20 protein-coding genes and 1 pseudogene are annotated in these 22,847 nt (G+C 67.2%); 5 read left to right on the top strand and 16 right to left on the bottom strand.

The annotated features are described in order from the left end of the window. Positions 1-50 precede the first annotated feature (50 nt). Positions 51-1,910: a dihydroxy-acid dehydratase gene (ilvD, locus tag QF050_RS06885; RefSeq protein ID WP_308929766.1), complete on the bottom strand. Its 1,860-nt coding sequence runs from the start codon at positions 1,908-1,910 to the stop codon at positions 51-53. 85 nt (positions 1,911-1,995) lie between these two features. Here ilvD and QF050_RS06880 point away from each other — a divergent pair, with 85 nt between their 5' ends. Further along, a complete protein-coding gene (locus QF050_RS06880) occupies positions 1,996-2,829 on the top strand; it encodes a helix-turn-helix transcriptional regulator (protein ID WP_308929765.1) in 834 nt (277 codons plus the stop codon). Between the two features lie 70 nt (positions 2,830-2,899). Here QF050_RS06880 and QF050_RS06875 read toward each other — a convergent pair whose 3' ends face one another. Both QF050_RS06875 and QF050_RS06870 read right to left on the bottom strand, forming a co-directional pair. Further along, positions 2,900-3,847, bottom strand: a complete 948-nt coding sequence (locus QF050_RS06875; protein WP_308929764.1) for a polysaccharide deacetylase — start codon at positions 3,845-3,847, stop codon at positions 2,900-2,902. Between the two features lie 62 nt (positions 3,848-3,909). Further along, positions 3,910-5,460 carry a cytosine permease gene (locus tag QF050_RS06870; protein ID WP_308929763.1) on the bottom strand — a complete coding sequence of 517 codons (1,551 nt, stop codon included), beginning with the start codon at positions 5,458-5,460 and terminating at the stop codon, positions 3,910-3,912. A 106-nt stretch (positions 5,461-5,566) separates the two neighbouring features. On the opposite strand from QF050_RS06870, the gene QF050_RS06865 reads away from it, so the two are divergent. Next, a complete protein-coding gene (locus QF050_RS06865; protein WP_308929762.1) occupies positions 5,567-6,220 on the top strand; it encodes a PucR family transcriptional regulator ligand-binding domain-containing protein in 654 nt (217 codons plus the stop codon). Then, entirely contained in the window at positions 6,147-7,178 is a 1,032-nt protein-coding gene (locus QF050_RS06860) for a helix-turn-helix domain-containing protein (protein ID WP_308929761.1), read from the top strand. Before QF050_RS06865 ends, QF050_RS06860 begins: the two co-directional genes overlap by 74 nt. 70 nt (positions 7,179-7,248) lie before the next feature. On the opposite strand, the gene QF050_RS06855 is transcribed toward QF050_RS06860, so the two are convergent. After that, positions 7,249-7,812 carry a dihydrofolate reductase family protein gene (locus tag QF050_RS06855; protein WP_308929760.1) on the bottom strand — a complete coding sequence of 188 codons (564 nt, stop codon included), beginning with the start codon at positions 7,810-7,812 and terminating at the stop codon, positions 7,249-7,251. Between the two features lie 160 nt (positions 7,813-7,972). Here QF050_RS06855 and QF050_RS06850 point away from each other — a divergent pair, with 160 nt between their 5' ends. Beyond that, a complete protein-coding gene (locus QF050_RS06850; RefSeq protein WP_308929759.1) occupies positions 7,973-8,812 on the top strand; it encodes a sulfurtransferase in 840 nt (279 codons plus the stop codon). Positions 8,813-8,953: 141 nt separating this feature from the next. After that, positions 8,954-9,703, top strand: a complete 750-nt coding sequence (locus tag QF050_RS06845) for a VOC family protein (RefSeq protein WP_308929758.1) — start codon at positions 8,954-8,956, stop codon at positions 9,701-9,703. Between the two features lie 36 nt (positions 9,704-9,739). Here the strand turns inward: QF050_RS06845 and QF050_RS06840 are convergent, their stop codons facing one another. The 12 genes and pseudogenes from QF050_RS06840 to QF050_RS06785 form a co-directional block, all read right to left on the bottom strand. Continuing rightward, positions 9,740-10,582 carry an IclR family transcriptional regulator gene (locus tag QF050_RS06840; RefSeq protein ID WP_374121507.1) on the bottom strand — a complete coding sequence of 281 codons (843 nt, stop codon included), beginning with the start codon at positions 10,580-10,582 and terminating at the stop codon, positions 9,740-9,742. 63 nt (positions 10,583-10,645) lie between these two features. Further along, the gene (locus tag QF050_RS06835; protein ID WP_308929756.1) at positions 10,646-11,902 is read right to left on the bottom strand and encodes an aminopeptidase P family protein; all 1,257 of its coding nucleotides are present in this window, start codon (positions 11,900-11,902) and stop codon (positions 10,646-10,648) included. Between the two features lie 80 nt (positions 11,903-11,982). Further along, positions 11,983-13,354, bottom strand: a pseudogene (locus tag QF050_RS06830) (MFS transporter). 270 nt (positions 13,355-13,624) lie between these two features. Beyond that, complete coding sequence (gene fdxA / locus QF050_RS06825) at positions 13,625-13,945, bottom strand: ferredoxin (protein WP_308929755.1); 321 nt, start codon at positions 13,943-13,945, stop codon at positions 13,625-13,627. Between the two features lie 4 nt (positions 13,946-13,949). After that, the gene (locus QF050_RS06820) at positions 13,950-15,419 is read right to left on the bottom strand and encodes an aldehyde dehydrogenase family protein (protein WP_308929754.1); all 1,470 of its coding nucleotides are present in this window, start codon (positions 15,417-15,419) and stop codon (positions 13,950-13,952) included. A 23-nt stretch (positions 15,420-15,442) separates the two neighbouring features. After that, positions 15,443-16,243: an SDR family oxidoreductase gene (locus QF050_RS06815; protein WP_308929753.1), complete on the bottom strand. Its 801-nt coding sequence runs from the start codon at positions 16,241-16,243 to the stop codon at positions 15,443-15,445. Then, on the bottom strand, positions 16,243-17,196 hold the full coding sequence (locus tag QF050_RS06810; RefSeq protein ID WP_308929752.1) for a dihydrodipicolinate synthase family protein: 954 nt from the start codon (positions 17,194-17,196) through the stop codon (positions 16,243-16,245). Before QF050_RS06810 ends, QF050_RS06815 begins: the two co-directional genes overlap by 1 nt. A gap of 12 nt (positions 17,197-17,208) precedes the next feature. Next, the gene (locus QF050_RS06805) at positions 17,209-18,015 is read right to left on the bottom strand and encodes an enoyl-CoA hydratase-related protein (RefSeq protein ID WP_308929751.1); all 807 of its coding nucleotides are present in this window, start codon (positions 18,013-18,015) and stop codon (positions 17,209-17,211) included. A gap of 20 nt (positions 18,016-18,035) precedes the next feature. Continuing rightward, positions 18,036-19,295, bottom strand: coding sequence for a CoA transferase (locus tag QF050_RS06800; RefSeq protein WP_308929750.1), 1,260 nt, complete (start codon positions 19,293-19,295; stop codon positions 18,036-18,038). Continuing rightward, complete coding sequence (locus tag QF050_RS06795; RefSeq protein ID WP_308929749.1) at positions 19,292-20,689, bottom strand: FAD-dependent oxidoreductase; 1,398 nt, start codon at positions 20,687-20,689, stop codon at positions 19,292-19,294. Before QF050_RS06795 ends, QF050_RS06800 begins: the two co-directional genes overlap by 4 nt. A 10-nt stretch (positions 20,690-20,699) precedes the next feature. After that, positions 20,700-22,031 (bottom strand): MFS transporter, encoded by a 1,332-nt coding sequence (locus QF050_RS06790; protein ID WP_308929748.1) that lies wholly within the window; start codon positions 22,029-22,031, stop codon positions 20,700-20,702. 163 nt (positions 22,032-22,194) lie between these two features. Beyond that, positions 22,195-22,800 (bottom strand): XRE family transcriptional regulator, encoded by a 606-nt coding sequence (locus tag QF050_RS06785; RefSeq protein ID WP_308929747.1) that lies wholly within the window; start codon positions 22,798-22,800, stop codon positions 22,195-22,197. Between the last annotated feature and the right edge of the window lie 47 nt (positions 22,801-22,847).

The following is a 22,847-nucleotide window of genomic DNA, read 5'->3' as shown; positions in this document are numbered from 1 at the left end:
CGGGCGGAGGAGGGCCATTGGACCTGCCCCTCCCCCGCCGGGAAAGAGCCTTAGCGCTCCAGCAGCGACACGTCCCGGACGGCTCCCTTGTCCGCGGAGAGGGCCATGGCGGCGTAGGCACGCAGGGCAGCGGAAACCTGGCGGTCCCGGGCCTTGGGCTTGTACCCGCCGTTGACTTCCAGCTTCTCGCGGCGTTCGGCCAGGATCTCATCGGAGACCTCCAGCTGCATGGAGCGCCGGGTGATGTCGATGCTGATGATGTCGCCGTCCTCCACCAGGGCGATGGTGCCGCCGGAGGCAGCCTCCGGGGAGATGTGCCCGATCGACAGGCCGGAGGTTCCACCGGAGAATCGGCCATCCGTGATGAGGGCGCACTTCTTTCCCATGCCGCGGCCCTTGAGGAACGACGTTGGGTACAGCATTTCCTGCATGCCGGGACCGCCGCGGGGGCCTTCGTAGCGGATGACCACCACGTCGCCTTCCTTGACGGTCTTGTTCAGGATCTTTTCGACGGCTTCGTCCTGCGACTCGCACACCACGGCCGGGCCGGAGAAGACCCAGATGGACTCGTCCACGCCGGCGGTCTTCACCACCGCGCCGTCAACGGCTACGTTGCCGCGGAGCACGGCCAGGCCGCCGTCCTTGGAGTATGCGTGCTCCACGGAGCGGATGCAGCCTTCCGCGGCGTCAGTGTCCAGGGAGGTCCACTCGTTCGACTGGGAGAATGCGGTGGAGGAGCGGACGCCGCCCGGGGCCGCGTGCCAGAGGGCCTTCGCTTCATCCGTGGCCTTGCCGCCGCGGATGTCCCAGTCATCCAGCCAGCCGTCCAGGTCATCGGAGTGCACCGAGTGGACGTCCTTGTGCAGGAGGCCGCCGCGGTTCAGCTCGCCCAGCAGGGCCGGGATGCCGCCGGCGCGGTGCACATCCTCCATGTAGTAGGTCTTGTCCTTGGCGACGTTCGGTGCCACCTTTGCCAGGCAGGGCACTTGGCGGGATTTGGCGTCCATCTCGGCCAGGCCGTAGTCCACGCCGGCCTCCTGGGCCGCGGCCAGCAGGTGCAGGATGGTGTTGGTGGAGCCGCCCATGGAGATGTCCAGGGCCATGGCGTTGTCGAAGGCCTTGGCAGTGGCGATGGAGCGCGGCAGCACGGACTCGTCGTCGCCGTCGTAGTAGCGCTTCACCAGCTCGACGACGGTGGCGCCGGCCTTCTCGTACAGCGCCTTGCGGGCGGTGTGGGTGGCCAGCACGGACCCGTTGCCGGGCAGGGCCAGGCCGATGGCCTCGGCGAGGCAGTTCATGGAGTTGGCGGTGAACATGCCGGAGCAGGAACCGCAGGTGGGGCAGGCATTCTCTTCGATGAGGTTGATGTCGGCATCGGAGATGGACTCGTCCACGGCGTCGGCAATCGCGTTCACCAGGTCAAGGGAGCGGACGGAGCCGTCGGTCAGGGTCACCCGGCCGGCTTCCATGGGGCCACCGGAGACGAAGACCACGGGGATGTTCAGGCGCAGTGCTGCCATGAGCATGCCCGGGGTGATCTTGTCGCAGTTGGAGATGCATACCAGGGCGTCGGCGCAGTGGGCGTTGACCATGTACTCAACGGAGTCGGCGATCAGGTCGCGGGACGGCAGTGAGTAGAGCATGCCGCTGTGGCCCATGGCGATGCCGTCGTCCACGGCAATGGTGTTGAACTCGCGCGGCACGGCACCGGCGGCGAGGATGGCGTCGGAGACGATCCGGCCCACGGGGGCGAGGTGGGTGTGGCCGGGGACGAATTCGGTGAAGGAGTTGGCCACGGCGATGATCGGCTTGCCGATGTCCGAGTTGGCGACGCCGGAGGCGCGCAGCAGTGCGCGGGCTCCGGCCATGTTGCGGCCGTGGGTGACTGTTCTAGAGCGGAGTGCAGGCATGCTTACCATCCTGCGGGCATCGCCGCCCGTGCGGAAGACGCTCTTGCTACTAGTAGTAGGAGTACCAGAGTAATAGTATTTTCCAGTGAATGATCCCGGGCGCCGAAAAGAACTTGGCCTTTTCCTGAGGGCCCGGCGCGACCAGGCGCTGCGGGCGGACTACGGCCTGCCACCGATCGGACGTGCGCGGGACCGCGGGCTGCGGCGTGAGGAGGTGGCCTTCCTCTCCGGCGTCAGTGTCACCTGGTACACCTGGCTTGAGCAGGGACGGGACATCAGTCCGTCGCGGCAGGTCCTGGAAGCGGTCAGCCGCGCCCTGCATCTCTCGGCCACAGGCGTGGGTTACGTCCTGTCCCTTGGCGGCTACGCGTCCGCCGCTCCCGCCGGGCCTGCGGCGGACACTGCCCCGCCCCATATCCAGCGGCTGCTGGATGCGCTGGACCCCAACCCAAGTTTCGCGCTGTTCCCGGACTGGGGCGTGGCCGGCTGGAACAGGGCCTACGCGGCGCTCTACCCCAACATCGCCACCGTGGCTCCGACGGACCGGAACCTGCTGTGGCTGGTTTTCACCGACCCCTACGTCCGCGACCTGCTCCCGGACTGGGAGACCACCAGCAAGCGGTTCCTTGCCGAATTCCGCGCCGAAGCCGGGCAGCGGCTGGGTGATCCGGACATCCAGTACCAGGTGGAACGGCTCAAGGATGCCAGCCCCGAATTCCGGCAGGGGTGGGACCTGTACGACATCCTGGGGTTTGAATCCCGCGAGCGCCTCTTTCACCACCCGGCGGTGGGGGTGCTGCAGCTGGAACACCACCAGGTCTCCCCCTCTGACCGGCCGGACCTGCATATCGTGGTGTACACGCCGGCCCCGGGCAGCAACGCGGCCGCACAGATGAAGTCCTTGCTGGCCAAAAGCTGACTGGCCCCGAAGAACCAAACGGCCGGCGGCGGGTGTCCCCTCCGCCGGCCGCCTCTGCTTTCCGGGAACGCTAGGCCGGCACCCCCTGCCGCACCACGGCCGGCTCGAATTGCGCACCCGCGCCCGGAAATACCGGCACGTCAATCCGCGCGTGGGTGTGGACCCCGGCCACCGTGGCCTTGGTGTGGCGGGCAATCTGTTCCATGGTGGTGACCCACATCCCGTCCATCGCTTTCACCCGCTCGATCAGCTGCTCCAGTGCCACGGCCTTGGACGGCCGGCCGGAGATGAACGGGTGGTTGGTCAGGACGAAGCAGCTGCCCTGGGAGTGGTGGGCCTCGGCCTCAAGGGTCCACATTTCCAGGACCTTTGCCGGGCTTTCGATGACGCCACTGCCGGTCACGCCGGGGTAGAAGGCATACTGTTCCCAGTCGTCCAGGGTCCAGTCCACGGGGATTTCCACGATGTCCCGGGGATCGTCGGCGGCGACGGCGAAGCGGTAGGGGGCATCGCCGTCGAGCAGGCTGGAATCGTAGAGGAAACCGCGGTCGGCCAGCAGGCCCGGGGAGTGCCAGTTCAGTTCCCACCACGGTGCCCGGTACCCCACCGGCCGGACCCCTGCCACCTTGGCCAGGGCTTCGAGGCCGCGGTCCATGTAGCTGGCCTCGGTGGCGGCGTCAATGCCCTGCATCGGTTCGTGGAGGTAGCCGTGGTGCCCCACTTCGTGCCCGCCGTCGACGATCCGCCGGACCACGTCCGGGTAGGACTCCGCCGTGAAGCCGGGGATGAAGAAGGTGGCCTTGATGTCCTGGCGCTCGAGGATTTTCAGCAGCCGCGGCACCGCCACCTTGGGGCCGTAGGACTGGTGGGTCATCAGCGACATGCGACGGGTGCTGGTGGGTTCGTGGGCGATGGTGCAAGACTCGGCGTCCACGTCGAAGGTGAAGGAGGCTGCGGCTTTGGCGCCGTCCGGCCAGGTGATGGGGTGCAGGGCATCCGCGATGGCGGGCTGGTTCACGGGAAATCCTTTCGGCGGGCGCAGGGCGCCCGCCAGGTTTGTGGGAAGAGGAGCCGTGCCGGTTAGAGGGCGGGAAGGGCAGGGGCGGTGTCCGCTTCTTTGCCTTCTGCTCCGGGAGCGGTATCAGCCTTCCCACTGGTGCGGGGCTCCAGGGCAAGGTAGCGGATGTGCTGCCGCGGGCCCAGGATGGCGTACACCCCGGCGCTGGTCAGTCCGCCGGCGAGCCAGGACAGGTCCCAGCCGCCCAGGGCGACGGCAATGGGGCCCTGCATGATGGGGATCAGGCCGTACATGAACAGCCAGGTGGCGAAGATGCCGGCCACCAGGGAGACGACGCCGGCCCAGTTGACGCCGGGCAGCCGCTTGGTTCCAACGGCGTCGAACAGGCGTTCGGGCTCTCCGGGCCAGCGCTTCTCCAGCCAGAAGTAGTGCACCAGCATGATCCCGCCCCAGGCGGCCACCCAGGCCACCAGGCCAATCAGCCAGGCGTCCAGCACCGCGGCGAAGTCCTCCTGGAAGATGAAGAAGACGACGGCGGCGAGCGAGAAGACGCCGACGAACAGGTTGAGCTTGCGGCGGCTGATGGAGATGTCCAGTGCCTGGGTGGCAACCGAGAAGGTGTAGATGTTCAGGATGTTGGTGGCGATGGGGCCGTGGAGCACCATCAGCAGCACCGGGAGCGCCATGGCGCCGAAGTTCAGGACGATCAGCTTGCCGGGATCGATCTCCCCGCTGTTGGTGGCGAGGCTTGCGCCCAGGACGCCGAGCCAGACCACCGGGATGAACTGGCCAAGGACGGAGGCGAGGTAGACCTTCTTCTTGGGGACGCTGGTGCTGACGAACCGGGAGTAGTCGGCGGCGTAGGTGAACCAGGTGATGCCCCAGCCGATGCCGATGGCCGTCATGACGGCGCTCATGGCCGCGATCCGTTCGGAGCCTTCCAGGATGTGCCCGGCGGGTCCGGCGTAGCCCCAGTCGATGTCCATGCCGAACCACGCGACGGCGGACATGACGGCGAGGATGAGGATGGTGGGCGGCACGGTCCACTTTTCGAAGGCCGCGATGGCCTTGTAGCCAAACCAGGCGATGGCCACCTGGAGGGCCATGATGAAGGTGGCGACGCCGATCTTCCAGGCGTAATTGGGGGCTTCCGGGTCAACCCAGCCAAGGGTTCCGAAGAGGGCCATGACCAGGTCCAGGATGATCCAGGTGTTCACCGCGCACCAGCCGATGACCAGCAGGGCCTGGATGGCGGCCGGCAGGTAGTTGCCGCGCCGGCCGAATGCTGCCCGGGCCAGGACCATGCCGGTGGCTCCGGTCTTTTGGCCCAGGAGGACGAAGCAGCCAAAGAGGAGCATGCCGATCAGGTTGCCCAGGACCAGGACGGTGATGGTGTCCGCCAGCCCGAGTCCCAACTGGATACCGAGTGCCCCCAGCACCCAGTTGATGGGAGCCAGGTTGGCGCCCGCCCAGATCCAGAACTGGCCGGATACCTTGCGTGTGCGCGCTGATTCGGGGATGGGCTGCAGCCATGCTTCGTGGTCCACGGCGTTGTGGTCCTGACCGGCTGGGGCAGCGTGCCCGTGCGTTGCTGGTGAAAGCTTTTCTTGCATGGGGGCCTCCGTGAGGTGAATAAGTACTCAAAGGCTATGTGGCCCCCATCACAAGCAACAAGATACAATCTGTCTAACAAAATTCCCTACTACGTTACGGAATGTCGTGTCACTGTTTCTTGGTGAAATACTCGCCCATCCCGCCCTTGCCGCCGCCGATCCCGTGGTCCACCCTCTGGGCGCGGTAACTGACGCCCAGCCGGTCCGCTGGGTCCACTCCAGCGAAGTCCTGGACATCGCTCCCCTGCTCCGCGGCGGCGAGCTGTTGCTCTGCGGCGGGATCACCCTGGCCACGGCCACCCCCGCCAAACGCGAAGACTATGTCCGTGAGCTGGCCCAGCGGGGTATCGCGGCGCTGGCTATCGAGACTGGTGGGGCCCTGCCGGAAATTCCGGCCGACATGCTGACGAAGGCCGAGGAATACGGCCTTCCGGTGGTGGAGCTGCGCAAGGTGGTGCCCTTCGTGGGCGTCATGCAGGCCATCAACTCCATGCTGGTGAGCGAGTCGGTGGGGCACCTGCAGCAGGCCGACGCCGCCACGCGCGCCATGGCCGCTGAGCTGGCGCACGGCGCCTCGCTGGACAAGATCCTCAGCGTGCTGGCTGGCATCACCCGCGCCGCGGTGAAGCTCACCTCCCCATGGGGAGTGACCATGGGCAGCGCCGTGCCGCGAGGGGTGGAGCAGTGTGGTCGACGCGGAAGCCGGGGAAGGACCGGAGGACGACGACGGCCCCAGGCCGGGTGCGCACGCCGGCTTTGACGGCAGTGCCGCAGGGCCCGGCGGACCGGTGGTCACCGTGGATATTCCTGTGCGCGGTGTCCTGATGGGCCGGCTTGAGGTGGGGGTGCCGGACGCCGCGGACGTGGCGCTGGCGCAGGTGGCCGGAGAACGCTCCGTGGACATCCTTGGGCTGGCGCTGCTGCAGCACACTCCCCCCGGGCTGCATGCCTTGGCCGGGGCCGAACTGATGCGGGCCGTGCTGAGTTCCGCCCCGGAGTGGCGGCTTGAGCAGCTGGCCCCTGCGGCCGGCTTTCCGGCGGATTCCCCGGCGGTGGTGGCGGCAATCCACGCGGCGTCACCGCAGGAGGTGCGTGGCGCCGTCGAAACCTTCCTGAGCTCACGCCGGATTCCCTGCGCCGCTTACCTGGACGACGCCGAGCTGGTGGTGATGATCGGGCTGTCCCGCACCGATACCGCCGGTGAGCGGCGGCAGCTGCTGGATTCGATGAAGGGCTTGGCGGGCGACCCTGATGCGGTGATTGCCGTGGGGCCCTTGGCCGGCAGGGTGTCGGAGGCTTCCTGGTCGCTGGCGGAGGCGCGGCGGGCCTTGGAGGTGCGCCAGATCCGGCGGCGGAACGCGTCGGTGCGCCGGCAGTATCCGGCCCGCGGCCTGGTGGTGGTCGATGCGGAGGATGCCGCCGTCGAAAGCCTGTCCCTGACCTGCCTGGATGCCTCGGCACGGGAGGCGTTCGTGATCCGGCAGTTGCGGGCGGTCCTGGAGCATGACGCACAACGGCAGTCCCAGCTGCTGGAGACCTTGCAGGTGTGGCTGGACTCGGGCTGCAATACCGCTCAGTCAGCGCGCGAACTGCACCTGGAGCGGCAGTCCATGCACCACCGGCTGCAGCGGATTTTCGAGCTGTGCGGAGGCGATCCCCGCGGAACGGGGCGGCTGGCTGCATTGCACCTTGCTGCCCGGATGGCGGGGCTCCCCTGAGAAACCCGTCACCTGATGTACCCCGAAGCAGGCTTTAGGGCCTGCACCTATGCCTGGAAACCAGGTGCGCTCAGCGCCGGACTTCGTACCTCGTAAGGACCACACCGTCGGGAAACGCCCGGGTCTCCACCAGCCTCAGCTGCACCCAATTGTCCAAGGCTGTATAGAAGGGCGTGCCGCCGCCCACCAAGACCGGATGGGTGACCATCGCATACTCGTCGATCAGCCCTGCCCGCATGGCCGCCGCGGCGAGCGTGGCACCGCCGATGTCCATGGGGCCGCCATCCTCCGCCTTGAGCCGCGCGATCTCCGGAACCGCATCGCCGGTGACCAGGCGGGTATTCCAGTTGACCGGGCGGGCCCTCGAGGAGAACACCACTTTTGGCATGTCCCGCCAACGGCGGGCGAACTCGATCTGCGCCGCTGTGACGCCCGGCTCCTGGTCCGCGGTGGGCCAGTGGGAGCTCATCGTCTCCCACAGTTTGCGTCCGTACAGGGCCAGGCCCGTCGCCGCCACCCGGTCGGACCACCATTGGAACAGTTCGTCGCCCGGCACGCTCCAGCCGAGGTCGTCCCCGGGCGCGGCGATATAGCCGTCCACGCTCACGTTCATGGCGAAGGTCAGTTTGCGCATGGCGCCAGTCTCCCGTGCGCCGGTCTTGGTTGTACAGACCAGACCGGCCGGGGTGAACGCCCGGCCAGGCCGCGCAGAAGCCTGGGGCTTCCGCCACATATCGTCCACATGATGGGACATTCTTGCTCAAATAATGGACACATCGTTTAGCCTGCACTGTATGGACGAGACCCCAATAGCCCAGGCGGACCTGCCACCCTTTATGGATGCCGCGTGGCTCGAGGCGCACCGAAGGAATGTTGTCATCGCCGATGCGCGCTGGTACCTCGACGGCGCGTCGGGCCGTTCAGCGTACGACGGCGGGCATCTTCCGGATGCCGTGTTTGTGGACCTGGATGCCTGGCTCTCGGGCGATCCGGGACCGCACGGGTTGAACCCGCTTCCCGACCCGGAAGTGTTTGCCAGTGGAATGTCCTCGCTGGGAATCGGTGACGACACAGCTGTTGTCGCCTATGACGACGCGGGAGGAGTCATTGCCGCGCGTCTCGTCTGGATGCTGCGTGCGAGCGGGCATCCGGCAGCGCTGCTCGACGGCGGGATGGCCGCATGGACGGGACCCTTGGAGACCACGCCCGCGAAGCCGATCCCCGCGACGTTCACTCCGGTTCCGTGGCCCGGGTCCCGCCTGGCCCAACTGGAGGACATCACGGCAGGGCCCGCCGGGATCATCGTCGACGCCCGCAATGCCGACCGGTTCGACGGAACCCTCCAGCTGCCCACCGATCCCCAAGCAGGACACATCCCGGGCGCAGTGAACGTACCGTGCCGTGAGAACCTCTCCCCCCATGGACGCCTGCGCCCGATCGCGGAGGTCCGGACTGCGTTCGCGAGGGTCGGGATCGACGACGCCGCCACCGTCATCTCCTACTGTGGCTCAGGCGTCACGGCGTGCCACAACCTCCTCGCCCTCGAACATGCCGGACTTGGCCAAGGCCGCCTCTACGCCGGCGGGTGGTCGGAGTATGGAGCCGGTCCAGGGCGCCGAGCCGAACTGGGCTGACAAGCTGCAAAGCCCGCCCGCGCCTGGACCCCGCATCTATCTCCCGTGATGCCTCCGCTTTCGGACGTATGCTTGCCTGGCATTGCCTTGGGGGCCGGCGCCATGCGTACGGCGGCCCAGCCGGATTCGAAAGGGTGCATTATGGCTATTCGGGATACGTCGTCGGTAGGTGCGCCATGCTGGGTGGATACCTGGCAACCGGAACCGCAGGCCGCCACAGAGTTCTACGGCCAGCTTTTCGGCTGGAGTTTCGACGAGGCCATTCCCATGTCGGGGATTGACGGCGAGTACTACCGGGCGCGCCTCAACGGACACCTGGTGGCCGGAGTGGGGCAGGCCCCGCCACAGTCGCCTGCGGGCTGGCTGACGCACGTCCGGGTGGAGGACGTCTCGGAGGCTTCGGCCCGCGCAGAACAGGCGGGGGGCCGGCAGCTTATGTCCCTCGACGCCCACACTCCCACCGCACTGGTTGCCGACTCCTCCGGCGTGCTGTTCTGCCTGCGGCAGGCAGGCGAACATGAGGGCGTTGAGCTTGCCGATCAGCCGAACTGCTGGGCGATGAGTTCCTTGCACACCCCGGATCTTGGAAAAGCCCGGGATTTCTACCGGACAATGTTCGCGTGGGAGCTGAAGTCATCGCCGGACGCCGCCTTCTCACTATGGCTTCTGCAAGACCGGATGGTGGCAGTCGCCACCTCAACAGAGGGGGTGGACGTTCCGCCGAACTGGAGTGTGAACTTCGCAGTCGACAGTGCAGACACCACCGCCGACCGGGCCGTTGCATTAGGGGGCGGCATCCTCATGGAGCCCTCGAATACCCCGGGATTCCGGAGCGCGGTGATCAGCGACCCCTGGGGTGGCGTCGTCGCAGTCAGCGCTGTGGCAGCGTGAACCAGGTATTCACTCCAACCGCCTGAACATGCAGGATCAGCGTGCCGGCCGGCCGCCCAAACGCGTGGTCACCTTGCCGGCGGCGGCCACGCAGGCTTCGGCCAGGCTCTCGAACCGCTCCTTCGACACCCGGAACCGGGGTGCCGGGATGAGGACGGCGGCCACCACGTCGCCGCGGTGGTCGCGGACGGGGGCTGCCACGCCCACCTCGTCCATGGACGATTCACCGTAGTTGCCCGCCCATCCCCGCCGCGCCACGTCCTGGAGCCGGGCCTCGTAGGCCGCCAGTCCGGCGTCGTCTATTCCTGGAAAGGTGATGGTCCCGCTCCGCAGCAGCTCACGCACCCGCTCGGCCGGCAGCGTGGACAGGAACACCTGGACGGAGGCGCTCATGGCGTCACGGTACCGGGCGCCCAGCGGGGTGGTGTGCTTGATCTGGTGGTGGCTGGCAATCTGCTCCACGCAGATGGCTTCGTCCCCGTTCCAGAGCATCAGCGCACTGGTTTCGCCCGTCTGTTCAGTCAACTGCCGCAGCACGGGGTATGCGACGCGCCGCTCCTCCATTTCGGCCAGCAGCGGCCCCGCGACGGCGATCAGCCCCAGGCCCAGCCTGAACCGCTTGGTTTCCGGGTCCCGTTCCACCAGGTTTTCCTGCTCGAAGGTGGCAAGGATCCGGGAGACACTGCTCTTGTGCATGCCCACGCGGTTGGCGATTTCCGTGACCCCCAGCAGGGGTTCGTCCGCCGTGAAGGTGCGCAGGACGGCGATGGCATTGACGACGACGGAGGCACCTTTCGCGTCCGTCCCGCCGTTGGTGCCGGTGCTGGTGCCTGTGCCGTTGCTGTCGGAAGTTGTTGCAGGAGTCATGGTGGACACCATCTTTCCTCATGGACGGCAGAAGCGGCGCCACGTGTCCGTCGCGCCGCTTCCCTGTGGCGATGGTTATGCCTGGATGATGTTGTGCTCGGGACCGAACGGGAACTTGGTGATGTTCTCCACCGTGTTGTCCTCCCCGATCACCAGGATGTCGTGCTCACGGTACCCGCCGGCGCCCGGCAGGCCGTCCGCCACCGTGATCATCGGTTCCATGGACACCACCATGCCCGGCTCCAGGACCGTATCGATGTCCTCCCGCAGCTCCAGGCCGGCCTCGCGGCCGTAGTAGTGGCTGAGGACGCCGAAGGAGTGGCCGTAGCCGAAGGTGCGGTTGGCCAGCAGGCCGTGGCCGATGTAGATCTCATTGAGTTCGGCGGCGATGTCCTTGCAGACGGCGCCGGGCTTGATGAGTTCCAGGCCGCGCCGGTGTACCTCCACGTTGATGTTCCACAGTTCCAGGGAGCGCTCGTCCGGCTGGCCCAGGAAGAGGGTGCGCTCCAGGGCCGTGTAGTAGCCGGAGGTCATGGGGAAGCAGTTCAGGGAGAGGATGTCGCCCTGCTGCAGCTGCCGGGTGGTGGCCCAGTTGTGCGCGCCGTCGGTGTTGATGCCGGACTGGAACCACACCCAGGTGTCGCGGACCTCGCGGTCGGGGAAGGTCCGGGCGATCTCGTGCACCATGGCCTCGGTGCCGATCAGGGCAACCTCATACTCGGTAATGCCCTCGCGGATCGCGTTGCGGATGGCCTCGCCGCCGAGGTCGCCGATGCGGGCGCCGTGCTTGATGACCTCGATTTCCTCGGCGGACTTGATCATGCGCTGGCGCATGGCGTCCTGGGAGACGTCCAGGAGCGTGGCGCCGGGGAACGCTGCGGCGATCTTCTCGCGGGTCAGGCCCGGGAGGAAGTCATCCTCGACGCCGAGGCGGGCGGCCTTGACACCGCGCTGGCGCAGGGCCTCCTGCAGGCCGAAGTAGAAGTTGTCCCGGCGCCAGTCGGTGTAGACGATGTTCTCGCCGTACGAGGTGCGCCACGGCATGCCGGCGTCGATGTTCGCGGTCACGGTGACCGAGTCGTCCGCGGTAACCACCAGGGCATAGTTCCGGCCGAACGTGGTGTAGAGGAAGTCGGAGTAGTACTTGATGCCGTGGTAGCTGGTGAGGATGACCGCGTCCAGGCTCTTGGCGGCCATGATCTGGCGGAGGCCGCCCAGCCGGCGCTCGAACTCCGCGTCGGAGAACGTGAGCTTGCCCTTGGTGCCGTTGTGCAGGACCTTGAGGCGCTCCAGCTCGGCGATGGAGGAGGCGTTGTCGGTGGTGATGGTCACAGGTGTGCCTTTCGATGATGCGGCTGTTGGCCGCAATGGGGGTTGTGTGGAAGGAAGGGTTTTCAGCGGCCGCTGCAGGATCAGAGGTGCTTGAGCGGCTTGCGCGAGGTTTCGGCCGCGAACAGGACCGCCGCCAGCGAAATGGCGGAGGCGGCCACGAGATACCAGCCGGGAGCAAGCTTGCTCTGGGTCAAGCCGATGAGCAGGGTGGCCATGAACGGGGCCGTGCGCGCCGAAGAGCGCGTTGGAAAGGTTGAAGCTGACGGCGAAGCCGCTGTACCTGACCTTGGTGGGGAACAGTTCGGCCAGGAAGCTGGGCAGCGTGCCGTCATTCAGGGTGAGCATGCCGCCCAGCAGGATCTGGACCAGGACGATGACCAGGAAGTTGCCCGTGTCCAGGAGCATGAAGGCAGGGACGGTCAGGAGCATGAAAAGCACCGACGCGGTGATCAGCATCCGTTTGCGGCCGAACCGGTCCGAGGCCATGCCGGTCAGGAAGATGAAGCCGATGTAGCTGGCCAGGGCAATGGTGGTGGCCAGGAACGATTCGGTGGGGCCAAAGCCCAGTTCCTCGGACAGGTAGGTGGGCATGTAGCTGAGGATGACGTAGAAGCCGACGGCGTTGAGCAGCACCGCCCCGCAAGCGATGATGAGCTGCTTCCGGTAGGTCCGGAACATGTCCAGCGCGGGAGCTTTGGGGGCGGACTCTTCGTGCTCAGCCAGGGCGCGGAAGGCGGGAGTGTCCTCCAGCTTGGTGCGGATGTAGCGGCCGATCAGCCCCATGGGGGCGGCCAGGAGGAACGGCAGCCGCCAGCCCCAGTCATGCAGTTGTCCGGTGCTGAGCACCGAGCTGAGCAGTGCCGCGATCAGCGAGCCCAGGAGCAGGCCCGCGGCGGTGCTGGCGGGGACGACGGCGGCGTAGAGTCCGCGGCGGTTGGCCGGCGCGTATTCCACCAGGAAGGCCGATGCCCCGGCGTATTCCCCTGCCGCCGAGAAGCCCTGGACCACACGGACCAGCAGGAGCAGGACCGGGGCCAACATGCCGATGGTTCCGTACCCGGGAATGAGGGCGATGCAGAAGGTGGAGACGGACATGATGACGATGGAGAGGGAGAGTGCCTTGCGCCTGCCCAGCTTGTCGCCGATGTGGCCCCAGAAGAAGCCGCCCAAGGGCCGGACGAAGAAGGAAATCGCGAAAACGGCGAAAGTGGCCAGCAGTGCGGTCTGCCGGTCGGCTTCGGGAAAGAAGACGGATGAAATGACGGCTGCGAGGTAGCCGTACACGGCGTAGTCGAACCATTCGACGAAGTTGCCGATGAAGCTGGCCGTGACCACCCGGCGTCGAACATCCTTGCTTGCCACGGCGTTGCCGGCGCCTTGGCCTGCCAGGACGGACCCGTTGGCGTCAGCGGCAACGGCTCCTGCCCCGGCGGAGTTTGAATTGGTACTCATGGAACCACCATTAGAAGTTTGAGTTGCACTGATTGCAACGTGGTTGTTTCAAGATAGATGGCGACGAGCACCACAGTCAAGAGTTTTCTGCGGCATTAATCTTTGGCAGGTCAAGCATCCAGCAGCGCGGTGGCACAACCGGAGCGCCGTCCAGCCGATTGGCGAGAAGTTGCAATAAGAGCAACAGGGTTGTCAAGAATGTGGAACGCGGAAGTTAACGCAGCAATGGCCGCCAAGCGAAGGCTTGGCGGCCATTGAAGGGTTGGGGCTTTACCGTGCCGGGACGGGCTCCGCGGCAACGACGGGATGGTCCCGATGCAGGTTTCCCAGGGCAGAGGCGCCCTGCGGCGACCCCAGGTCATGGAAGAACTCCACGTTGGCGCGGACGTAGTCTGCCCATTCGTCAGGCACATCGTCCGAGTAGTAGATGGCCTCCACGGGGCACACCGGATCGCACGCACCGCAGTCCACGCATTCGGACGGATGGATGTAGAGCGAACGTTCACCCTCGTAGATGCAGTCCACGGGGCACTCCTGGAGACACGCCTTGTCCTTCACATCCACGCACGGCTGCGCGATCACATACGTCATGGAACTACACGCCTGTGTAGACGGTCTTGCCCCAGGTGAAGAATTCCAGCGCGGACCTGCCCTGCTCGCGGAACGTGTTGGTGGAGGAATCCTTGACGCCGCCGAACGGCACGTTCAGGTCCAGTCCGGCGGTGGGCCGGTTTACCTTGATGACTCCGGCCTGGGCCCGCGCGGCGAAATCGGTGGCCAGCGCCAGGGAATCGGTGCAGATGCCGGCGGTTAGGCCATAGCGGGAATCGTTGATGGCTGCCAGTCCCGCCTCGTAGTCGGGCACTTCCAGCACGGCAACCACGGGGCCGAAGATCTCCTCCGTCACGGCAGGATCGTCGAATGCCAGCCCGGTGAGCACCGCGGCGGGAAAGAACAGCGCGTCGGAGGAATCGCCGTCGTACTTTCCGTGCAGGAGCGTGGCACCGCGCTCGACGGCGCCGCGCACCGCCGCCTGGTCCTGCTCGAACTGCTGGGGGCTCACCACTGCCCCCATGGCGGATTCCAGGCCGTCCCCCGGGGTGTACTTCGCCGCCTCTGCCACCAGGGCTTCCAGGAACGCGGATCGGATGCCGGGGGTGACGTACACACGAGACGTGGCCGTGCAGGCCTGGCCGGTGAGGCCGAAGGCGCCGGCGGCCACCACCTGGGCTGCCTTGAGGGGATCGGCGTCGTCCAGGACCAGGACGCCGTTCTTGCCGCCCATCTCCAGCTGCACCCGTGCCCGCCGGCCGTTGAGGATCTCCTGCAGCCCGAGGCCCACGTTGGTGGATCCGGTGAAGGACATCCCGGCGATGCGCGGATCGCGGGCCAGTGCGTCGCCCACCACACGTCCCTTGCCGTGCACAACGTTGAACACGCCCGCCGGCAGTCCGGCGTCCTGCAAGGCCCGGGCCAGGTGGGTGGCGGAGAGCGGCGTGAGTTCGGCGGGCTTGATTACCACGGCGTTGCCGCTGATCAGGGCCGGCGCCGTTTTCCAGGCCGGAATGGCGATGGGGAAGTTCCAGGGGGTGATCAGGCCAACCACGCCCAGCGGTTCGCGCCGGGTGGTGATGGTGGTGTCCGGCAGGCCACTGGGCAGTACTTCGCCGGTGGCGGCCCAGCCGAGTGAACCAAAGAAACGCAGCACGTCGGAGGCACGCTTCACCTCGCCCTTGGCTTCGGCCAGGGTCTTGCCTTCCTCGCGGACCAGGTCCTCGGCGATCGCGGACTGCCGTTCGATCAGCAGGTTGCCGGCGGCAATCAGGACGGCGCCGCGGGACGGGGCGGGCAGGGCGGCCCAGGCGGGCTGCGCGGCCGCTGCCGCGGTGATGGCGGCGTCAACATCCTCCGCAGTGCCGCTGGGCGACAGGGCTGCCAGTTCGTCCGGCCGGGCGGGGTTGCTGCGGCGGGTTTCCGCGGTACCAAGCCACTGGCCGTTGATCAGGTGCTGGGCGGTGAGGTGGGCGTGGACGGTGGTGTTGGGGTCCAGGGCGGTGGAGGTCATGGCATTCCTTTGGAAGTTTGGGGCTAGAGGCTGCGGATGAGGCCGCCGTCGCACCGCAGTGCCACGCCGGTGATGTACGACGCCGGGGCGCTGCAGAGGAAGGCGGCGGCCGCGCCGAATTCGGCGGGCTCGCCGTAGCGGCGGGCAGGGATGGTTTTGCGGGATTCCAGCCGGATGTCCTCCAGTGTGGTGCCGCGCCGCTTGGCGGCCGCCTGGTCCAGTTCGGTGACACGGTCCGTGGCGATCCTGCCGGGCAGGAGCAGGTTCACGGTCACACCGTCCAGGGCCACCTCGGCGGCGAGCGTCTTGAGGTAGCCGGCAAGGGCGGCGCGGCCGGCATTGGAGACGGCGAGGTTGGGCAGTGGGGCTGCGACGCCGCTGGAGCCGATGGCAAGGATCCGCCCCCACCGCCGTTCGCGCATGGCCGGAAGGGTGCGCGACACCAGGGCATGGTGCGGCTTGACCAGGAGGTCGAACGCCGCGGCGATGTCCTCGCTGCCCAGGGTCGCGGCGGCTCCGGGCCTGGGCCCGGGCCCGTTGAGGACCAGGACATCCACCGGCCCCAAACCGGATTCGGTCTGCGCTACGGCGGCATCGACGCCTTCGGTGCCGGTGAGGTCAGCCTCGACGGCGATGGCGGCAAAGCCCGGCAGGCCACCGAAAGCCTCCTGCAGCTCCTCCACGATCTCCTTGGCCCGGATGCCGCGGCGGCCCACGATGGCCACCCTGGCACCTTCCGCGGCGAGCGCGCGGGCCACGGCGAGTCCCAGGCCGCCCGTGGAGGCGGCCACCAGCGCCGTCTTGCCGGCGATTCCCAGATCCATCAGTTCCTCCCTGCGGGGGCCAGTGCACGGTTGAAGTCCAGTGCGACGGAGGCTTCGCGGAGATGTACCTCCATGGCGTGCCGCAGGCTTTCCGGGAAGCCTGCGGCCGGTGCACGTACACCCGGGTCCTTGATCCAGCCGCGTTCCCGGAGGCATTCTTTGCGGATGGCAAGGGCCACCTTGGCCTGCTGCTCGAAGTTGATCAGGGGCAGGTAGGGCACCAGCTGCCCGGCGGCCGCCGCATACCCATGCTCCTGCCAGGCGCGGACGCAGGCGATCAGTGCCTCGGGGAAGGAGAAACCGGTCATGGCACCGGCAGCACCTGCCAGGAGTTCGTCCAGCAGCCCCTGGCCGCCGAGCCCGCCGAACACCGAGACCCCTGTGGCCGCACTGAGTTCGGCGATGGCCACGCTGGTGGGCGGCGCCTCAGCCTTGACGGCGATGACGCAGGGGCTTGCCGTGACCACGGCGATCAGGGCGGCGGTGGAGATGGCGACGCCGCTGGCCATCGGGTAGTCCTGCAGCACCACCTTGGCTCCGGTGGCGCGGTGGATGGCGTCCAGGTGCGCGGCGACCACCTCCGGCTTCGCCGAGTTGGCCTGCACCATCACCGCGGCCAGGCGCTGCCCGGCAGCCTGCTGAGCGGCGCGGATTTCCTCGATCGCGGGCCGCGTGGCCAAGGCGGTAACGCCCACCACCAGTGGCAGGCTGGTGCATTCGACGGCGATTTCCAGGACCTGGTGGCGCTCCTCCGGCGTCAGCGCGGCCGCCTCACCGAAGACGCCCAGGACGGTCAGGCCCGTTGCACCGATGGCTTCGTACCGCTCCACGAGGTCGGAGAGGCTGTCCAGGTCCACGTCCAGCGTGCTGCCCTGGAACGGTGTGGCAACAACGCCCCACACGCCTGGCGTCAATGACTCCCGCATTGGGTTCTCCCTTGGTTTGTTGTTCATCTGACGCATTCCTTACTTGCCGGGCCAGGCCGGTTTCCGCTTTTCCTGGAAGGCGCGGACGCCCTCGGCGGAGTCTTCGCTGTCCAGGGCTGCCATCAGGGCCGGCAGCCGCAGGCCGCGTGCTTCCGCGGCTGTGAGGTGCCCGGTCCGGGCGACCATCTGTTTGACGGCCCGGACGGAGGTGGGGGCGCAGGCCAGGACCTGGTCCACCCAGCGCTGCACGGCGGCGTCGAGTTCCGTTGCCGGTACCACTTCGTTGACCAGGCCCATGGCCTGCATCTCGGCGGCGTCAGCTTTCCGGCCGGTGAGCAGCATGCCCATCGCCTGGGTGTAGGGGACGCGGCGCACCAGTTGGTGGATGCCGCCGTCGAGCGCCAACCGCCCCACGCGGGGCTCCGTCAACCCGAACCTTGCACTGTCCGCCGCCACCACGATGTCCGCGCCCAGGACGATTTCCATGCCGCCGCCCAGGGCGTAGCCGTTCACCCGGGCGATCACGGGGATATCCATCGTGGTCCGCAGGCTCAGCCCGCCGAAGCCGTTGGGGTCCAGGCCGGCCCAGTACTCCAGGCCGGTCTTGTCCACGGCGGCGGCGGACATGTCCGCGCCAACACAGAACGCCCGGGGTCCGGCGCCGGTGATGACCACGGCGCGGACGTCCGGATCAGCCTCGAGCTGGTCCCAGATGGCGTTGAGCCTGGCTTGGGCCGTGCCGTCCACGGCGTTGAGGACATGCTGCCGGTCGATCACCACGGTGGCCACCTGGTTCTCGATGGTCAGGGTGACCTGGTCAACTGCGGCCGGGGCCGCGGGGCTCACGGGGGCTTCCGACACGGCCGTCACCGGAGCACCCCGAGTTCCTGCAGGCGCTTGATGGTGGCTTCGTCGAAGCCGTTCTCCAGCAGGACCTCCACGTTGTGCTCGCCCAGGCGCGGAGCCACGCGGCGGACGCTCGGCGGGGTGGCGGAGAGCCGGATGGGGGCGTTGAGCATTCTCACCGTGCCCACGCCCGGGTGTTCCGCCTCCACGATCATGCCGTTGGCCTCGGTCTGGGCGTCGGCGAGCGCCTGTTCCAGGGTGTGGACGGGGGCGTTGAGGAGCCCTTGTTCCTCCAGTTTGCCGGTCCAGTATTCGGTGGTGTTGGCGGCGAAGTGCTCGCGGAAGATGGCCTGCAGGGCCGGCTTGTTCTTGAACTGCTGTTCCAGGGTGGCGAATCCGGGGCGTTCGGTGAGGTCCTCGTCCAGGCCCAAGGCGTCGGAGATCCGGGCCAGCGGGTCAGGGGTGAAGCCGCCCACCATGCAGACGGCGCCGTCGGTGGTTTCAAAGACGCCGCTCAGGGGCATGGCGCCCCAGTTGACCTCGTAGCCGCGGTTGAGCTGCATGCACGCCTCCTGCATCTGCAGGTGCAGCATGGAGTCGTACATGGTCACCTCCACCTTTTGCCCGGTTCCGGTGGTTTCCCGGGCGCGCAGCGCCAGCAGGATGCCCTGCATCAGGTGCATGCCCGTGATGTAGTCGCAGAGGGTGGTGGGGTAGATGGCCGGCTTCTGGTCCTCCGATTCCCGCCGCCACATCACGCCGGAGTAGGCCTGCGCGATCGCGTCCTGGCCGCCCTTGTGCGAGTACGGTCCCACGGGGCCGAACCCGGTTCCGGACGCCCAGATGATGCCGGGGTTCTCCGCCTTGAGGTCCTCGTAGCCGAACCCCATCCGTTCCATGACGCCGGAGCGGAAGTTGCTGACCACCACGTCCGCGTCCGCCATGATGGCGTGCAGGACGTTGCGGCCTTCCTCGGTGCGGGTGTCGATGGAGACGCTCCGCTTGTTCCGGTTGATGGACAGGAAGATCGGGTTGTCCTGGCCGTCCTTGTCCGGGAACGAATTGCGCGAGATGTCCCCGGCGCCCGGGCGTTCCACCTTGATGATGTCCGCGCCGTAGTCGCCCAGCAGCTGGGTGCAGGACGGGCCCATGAACACCTGGGTGAAGTCCACGATCTTGATGCCGTCCAGCGGCAGCGGGGTGGCCGGCTGCGCGCCCTCGGTGAGGGGTGAAGCTGCGGCGGGTGCCGGCGTCGTACGTTCTGCCGTTGCCGTGCTCATGCCGGCACCGCCGCGTCGGAATCGATGCTGGCGTTCGACGACGGGACGTCGCCCGGGTCCGCACCGTGCCGGCGCATGCCCTGCTGGATGTCCGCTGCCGCGACGTCGCGGACCAGCACGCCGGACTGGACGGCGAGCGCTGCCGCGACGCCTACGGCCTGGCCCATGGCCATGCACGGCGGAATTTCGCGGGACATCTTCTGCGCCTCGGGGGTGGCGGAGTAGTGGCGGCCGGCCACCAGCAGCTGGTCCACTTCCTTGGGCAGCAGCGAGCGGTAGGGGTAGTAGTAGTCCCGGCCGCGGGCCACGCTGTCATGGAAGTGCCGGCGCTGGGTGACGTCCTCTTTGGTCATGACGTATTCGCCCTGCAGCAGGCGGGTCTGGCGGACGCCCATCTGGGAGGCGACATCCAGCATGTAGCACTTTTCGAATCCCGGAAGGTTGGCGCGGACGTAGTCCACGGCTTCGGAGATCTTGTCGCGGGCGGCGAACTCGGCGGCGGTCATGTCCGCCGGGTCCACGCCGTCGTAACCGGTCATGTGCGGGGCGTTGCACCAGACCACGCCGTCGATGGGGGTCTTGAGCCACCACAGTTCCCAAGCGCCGCCGAGGAGGCGCTTGATCTTGCGGTTGATGGCGCGGGCTTCCTTGGGGTTGGCCTGTTCGAAGGCTTCCGCGGCGGCGGTATCCACGTTGCCCAGGCGGAACACGAGGGTGGTGAGGTAGTTGTCCTGGGCGTAGCTGGCGCCGGCCCGGGAGGCGACGTCGATGTCACCGGTGGTGTCGATGACCACGTCCGCCATGAAGGCCTGCGGGCCAAGCTTGGTCTCGCAGACGACGCCCTTGATCACGCCGTTGTCCACGATGGGGCGGGAGAACCAGGAGTGCAGCCTCAGGTCCACGCCTGCTTCGCGGACCAGGTCGTTGGAGACGCGCTTCCAGCCGTCGGGATCGAAGGCGGCGGCGTAGCAGATGGGCTTGGGGGTGGTGTGGGAGTGGAAATCGAAGGTGCCGTAGCGGCCCCACTTGTTCCAGAGCTCCTCTGACGTGCGGCGGTCTTCGGCCGGCGGGACGATGGCAAGGCCCAGTTTCTGCAGCCGTTCCACGTATTCGGAGACGATGCCGGTGACCGTGATGTCCTGGCCGTTGATCATGTCGTCCAGCACCAGCACCATGCCGCCGGAGGCCAGGCCGCCCAGGGAGGAGTAACGCTCCAGCAGGGTGACCTTGGCGCCGGAGCGGGCTGCGGTGACGGCGGCGGCCACACCGGCGGGGCCACCGCCTACCACCAGGACGTCGGAGCGGGAGATCACCGGGGCGGTGAGGTCCGCCGTGGTGGTGCCCAGTTCCAGGGAACCGTTTTTGGGCGCGACAAAGCTGCGTGTGTTGTTCATGGGGAAGTCCTTACTTTCCGACGAAGATGCCGTTGGAGCGGCGGGCGGCGAGGTAGAAAACGATGCTGAGGACGGAGAGGACGGCCACGTAGACCGGGAAGATCCAGGTGAGGTTCAGGGACTGCAGCCACACCAGCAGGTAGGAGGCCGTGCCGCCGAAGATTGCGACGCCGATGCCGTACCCGAGTGCCACGCCGGTGCCGCGGATGTTCTTGGGCATCAGGGACGAGCTGACCACGTTGTAGAGGGTCATGTTCAGGACCAGGACGATCGAGCCGCCCAGCAGGACTGCCGCGAATCCGCCGATGCCCGGCTGGACATAGAGGAGCATGAGGAAGACGGACGGGATGGCCAGGACCCGGGTCACCAGGAACCAGCGGGACATCGACCGGCCATCGGCGAGTTTCCCGATGATCCAGCTGCCTGCCACCAGGATGACGCCCAGGATGGTGGTGAGGGCGAAAACGGCGGTGGGGTCCTCCTTGAAACCACTGCGTGCGGCGCTGGGGAGGCCCACGTTCCAGGCGTAGTTGTAGGCCTGGGCCGCACCCACCACGAACACGATGGCCAGGACGGAGAGCCAATGCTTGCCGACTCCGGACCATACGGACTTTGCCGTGGTGGAGGCCATTTCCTCTGCCTTCAGGGTTTCAGGCAGTGAACGGCGCAGGTAGAGCACCACGAAGCCGAACACGGCGCCGATGATGAACGGGACGCGCCAGCCCCACTCCCCCATGGCCGCGCCGCCGATCATCAGGCTGCAGACGAAACTGACAAGGGAGGCGAGCAGGATGCCGATATTGACGTAGAAGGACATGATGCCGGCCACGTAGCCTTCGCGGCCCTCCGGGGCGAGTTCCACCGCGTGGGAGGTGGAAAGCGGTGCTTCGATGCCCGTGGAGATGCCCTGCAGGACGCGGCAGGCCACCAGGATGATGCCGGACCAGGCGCCGATGGTGGCGTAGCTGGGGGTGATGGCGATGACCAGGGTGGTGCCGGCCATCAGCATGATGGACAGCAGCATCACGCGGCGGCGGCCGATCCGGTCCGCGAGCGTTCCCAGCAGGATGCCGCCCAGCGGCCGGAAGGCGAATCCGACGGCGAACACGGCCAGCGCGTTCAGGGTGGCCGAGAGCGGCTCGTCGTTGGGGAAGAAGTTGGGGCCGATGAAGGCGGACAGGAGGCCGAAGACCATCCAGTCGTACCATTCCAGGGCGTTGCCCAGGCCAAGGCCCAGGAGGCCTTTGCGGACTTCGGGGGTGAACTTCTCGCGGTTGCGGGGGGATGAGGTGGTGGAACGGGGTGACGGGACGGCATTGTCCGTCGCTTGGATGTCGAGCATGGAAGTGTCCTTACGCTGGCGCCGGGGACGGCGCAGGAGGGTATGACGCAGCCGCGCCTGTTGGAGGAGGCGCATGCTGCGAAGATGGCAAGGATTGTCCGGGGCCACGTGTGGGGTCCGGGCAGTTAAGGGGAAACGCTGGCGCCGGCGGGGACCGGGACGCCTACCACTTGTGTGGTGCGTTCACCCAGATGGCTACGCATACCTCTTCGTAGCTGTTCTTGTACCAGTGCGGGGTCTCTGCCGGGTAGGTGATGGAGTCGCCCTCTTCCAGGCTGTAGCAGACGCCGTCCAAGTAGACGTCCTTGCGGCCCGAGATGATGTAGCAGAACTCTTCCCCGCTGTGGGTAAAGGGTGTTGCGCTGGTGTCGTGCCCTGGGGGCGTACTGATCCATTGCGCTTCGATGGTGCCGTCGCGGTCCGGGGTGAGCAGTTCATGGACTGCTTCGCCGACGGATTCGCGGGTGACGTTTTGCAGGTTCCGGCGTGCCGACCTGCGCACGACGGGGGATTTGGATTGTTCCTGGCCAATGAAGAACCTTCCCACGGGAATGTCCAGTCCATGGGCCAGCTGGGCAAGGGTTGTGAAGGACGGGTTGGCCATACCGCGTTCGATCTGGCTGACGATCGCCTGGCTGAGTCCGGTGATGTCCGAGAGCTTGGCGAGGGTCATGCCCTTCTCCTTGCGCATGGCCCGCACCTTGTTTCCAACCGTGGCCAGCAGTTCGCTGGTGGCTGGAGGTGCGGTGGTGCTACTCTCGGTGGTCATCGGTTGTCTTTCACTGGGTGAGCTAACTCACATAACTATAGTGAAAA

The sequence above is a fragment of the Arthrobacter sp. SLBN-112 genome (assembly GCF_030944625.1).
In the GTDB taxonomy this organism is placed as follows: domain Bacteria; phylum Actinomycetota; class Actinomycetes; order Actinomycetales; family Micrococcaceae; genus Arthrobacter.
The sequence above is the reverse complement of the archived record's forward strand: the minus strand, read 5'-3'. Positions and strand labels throughout refer to the sequence as shown.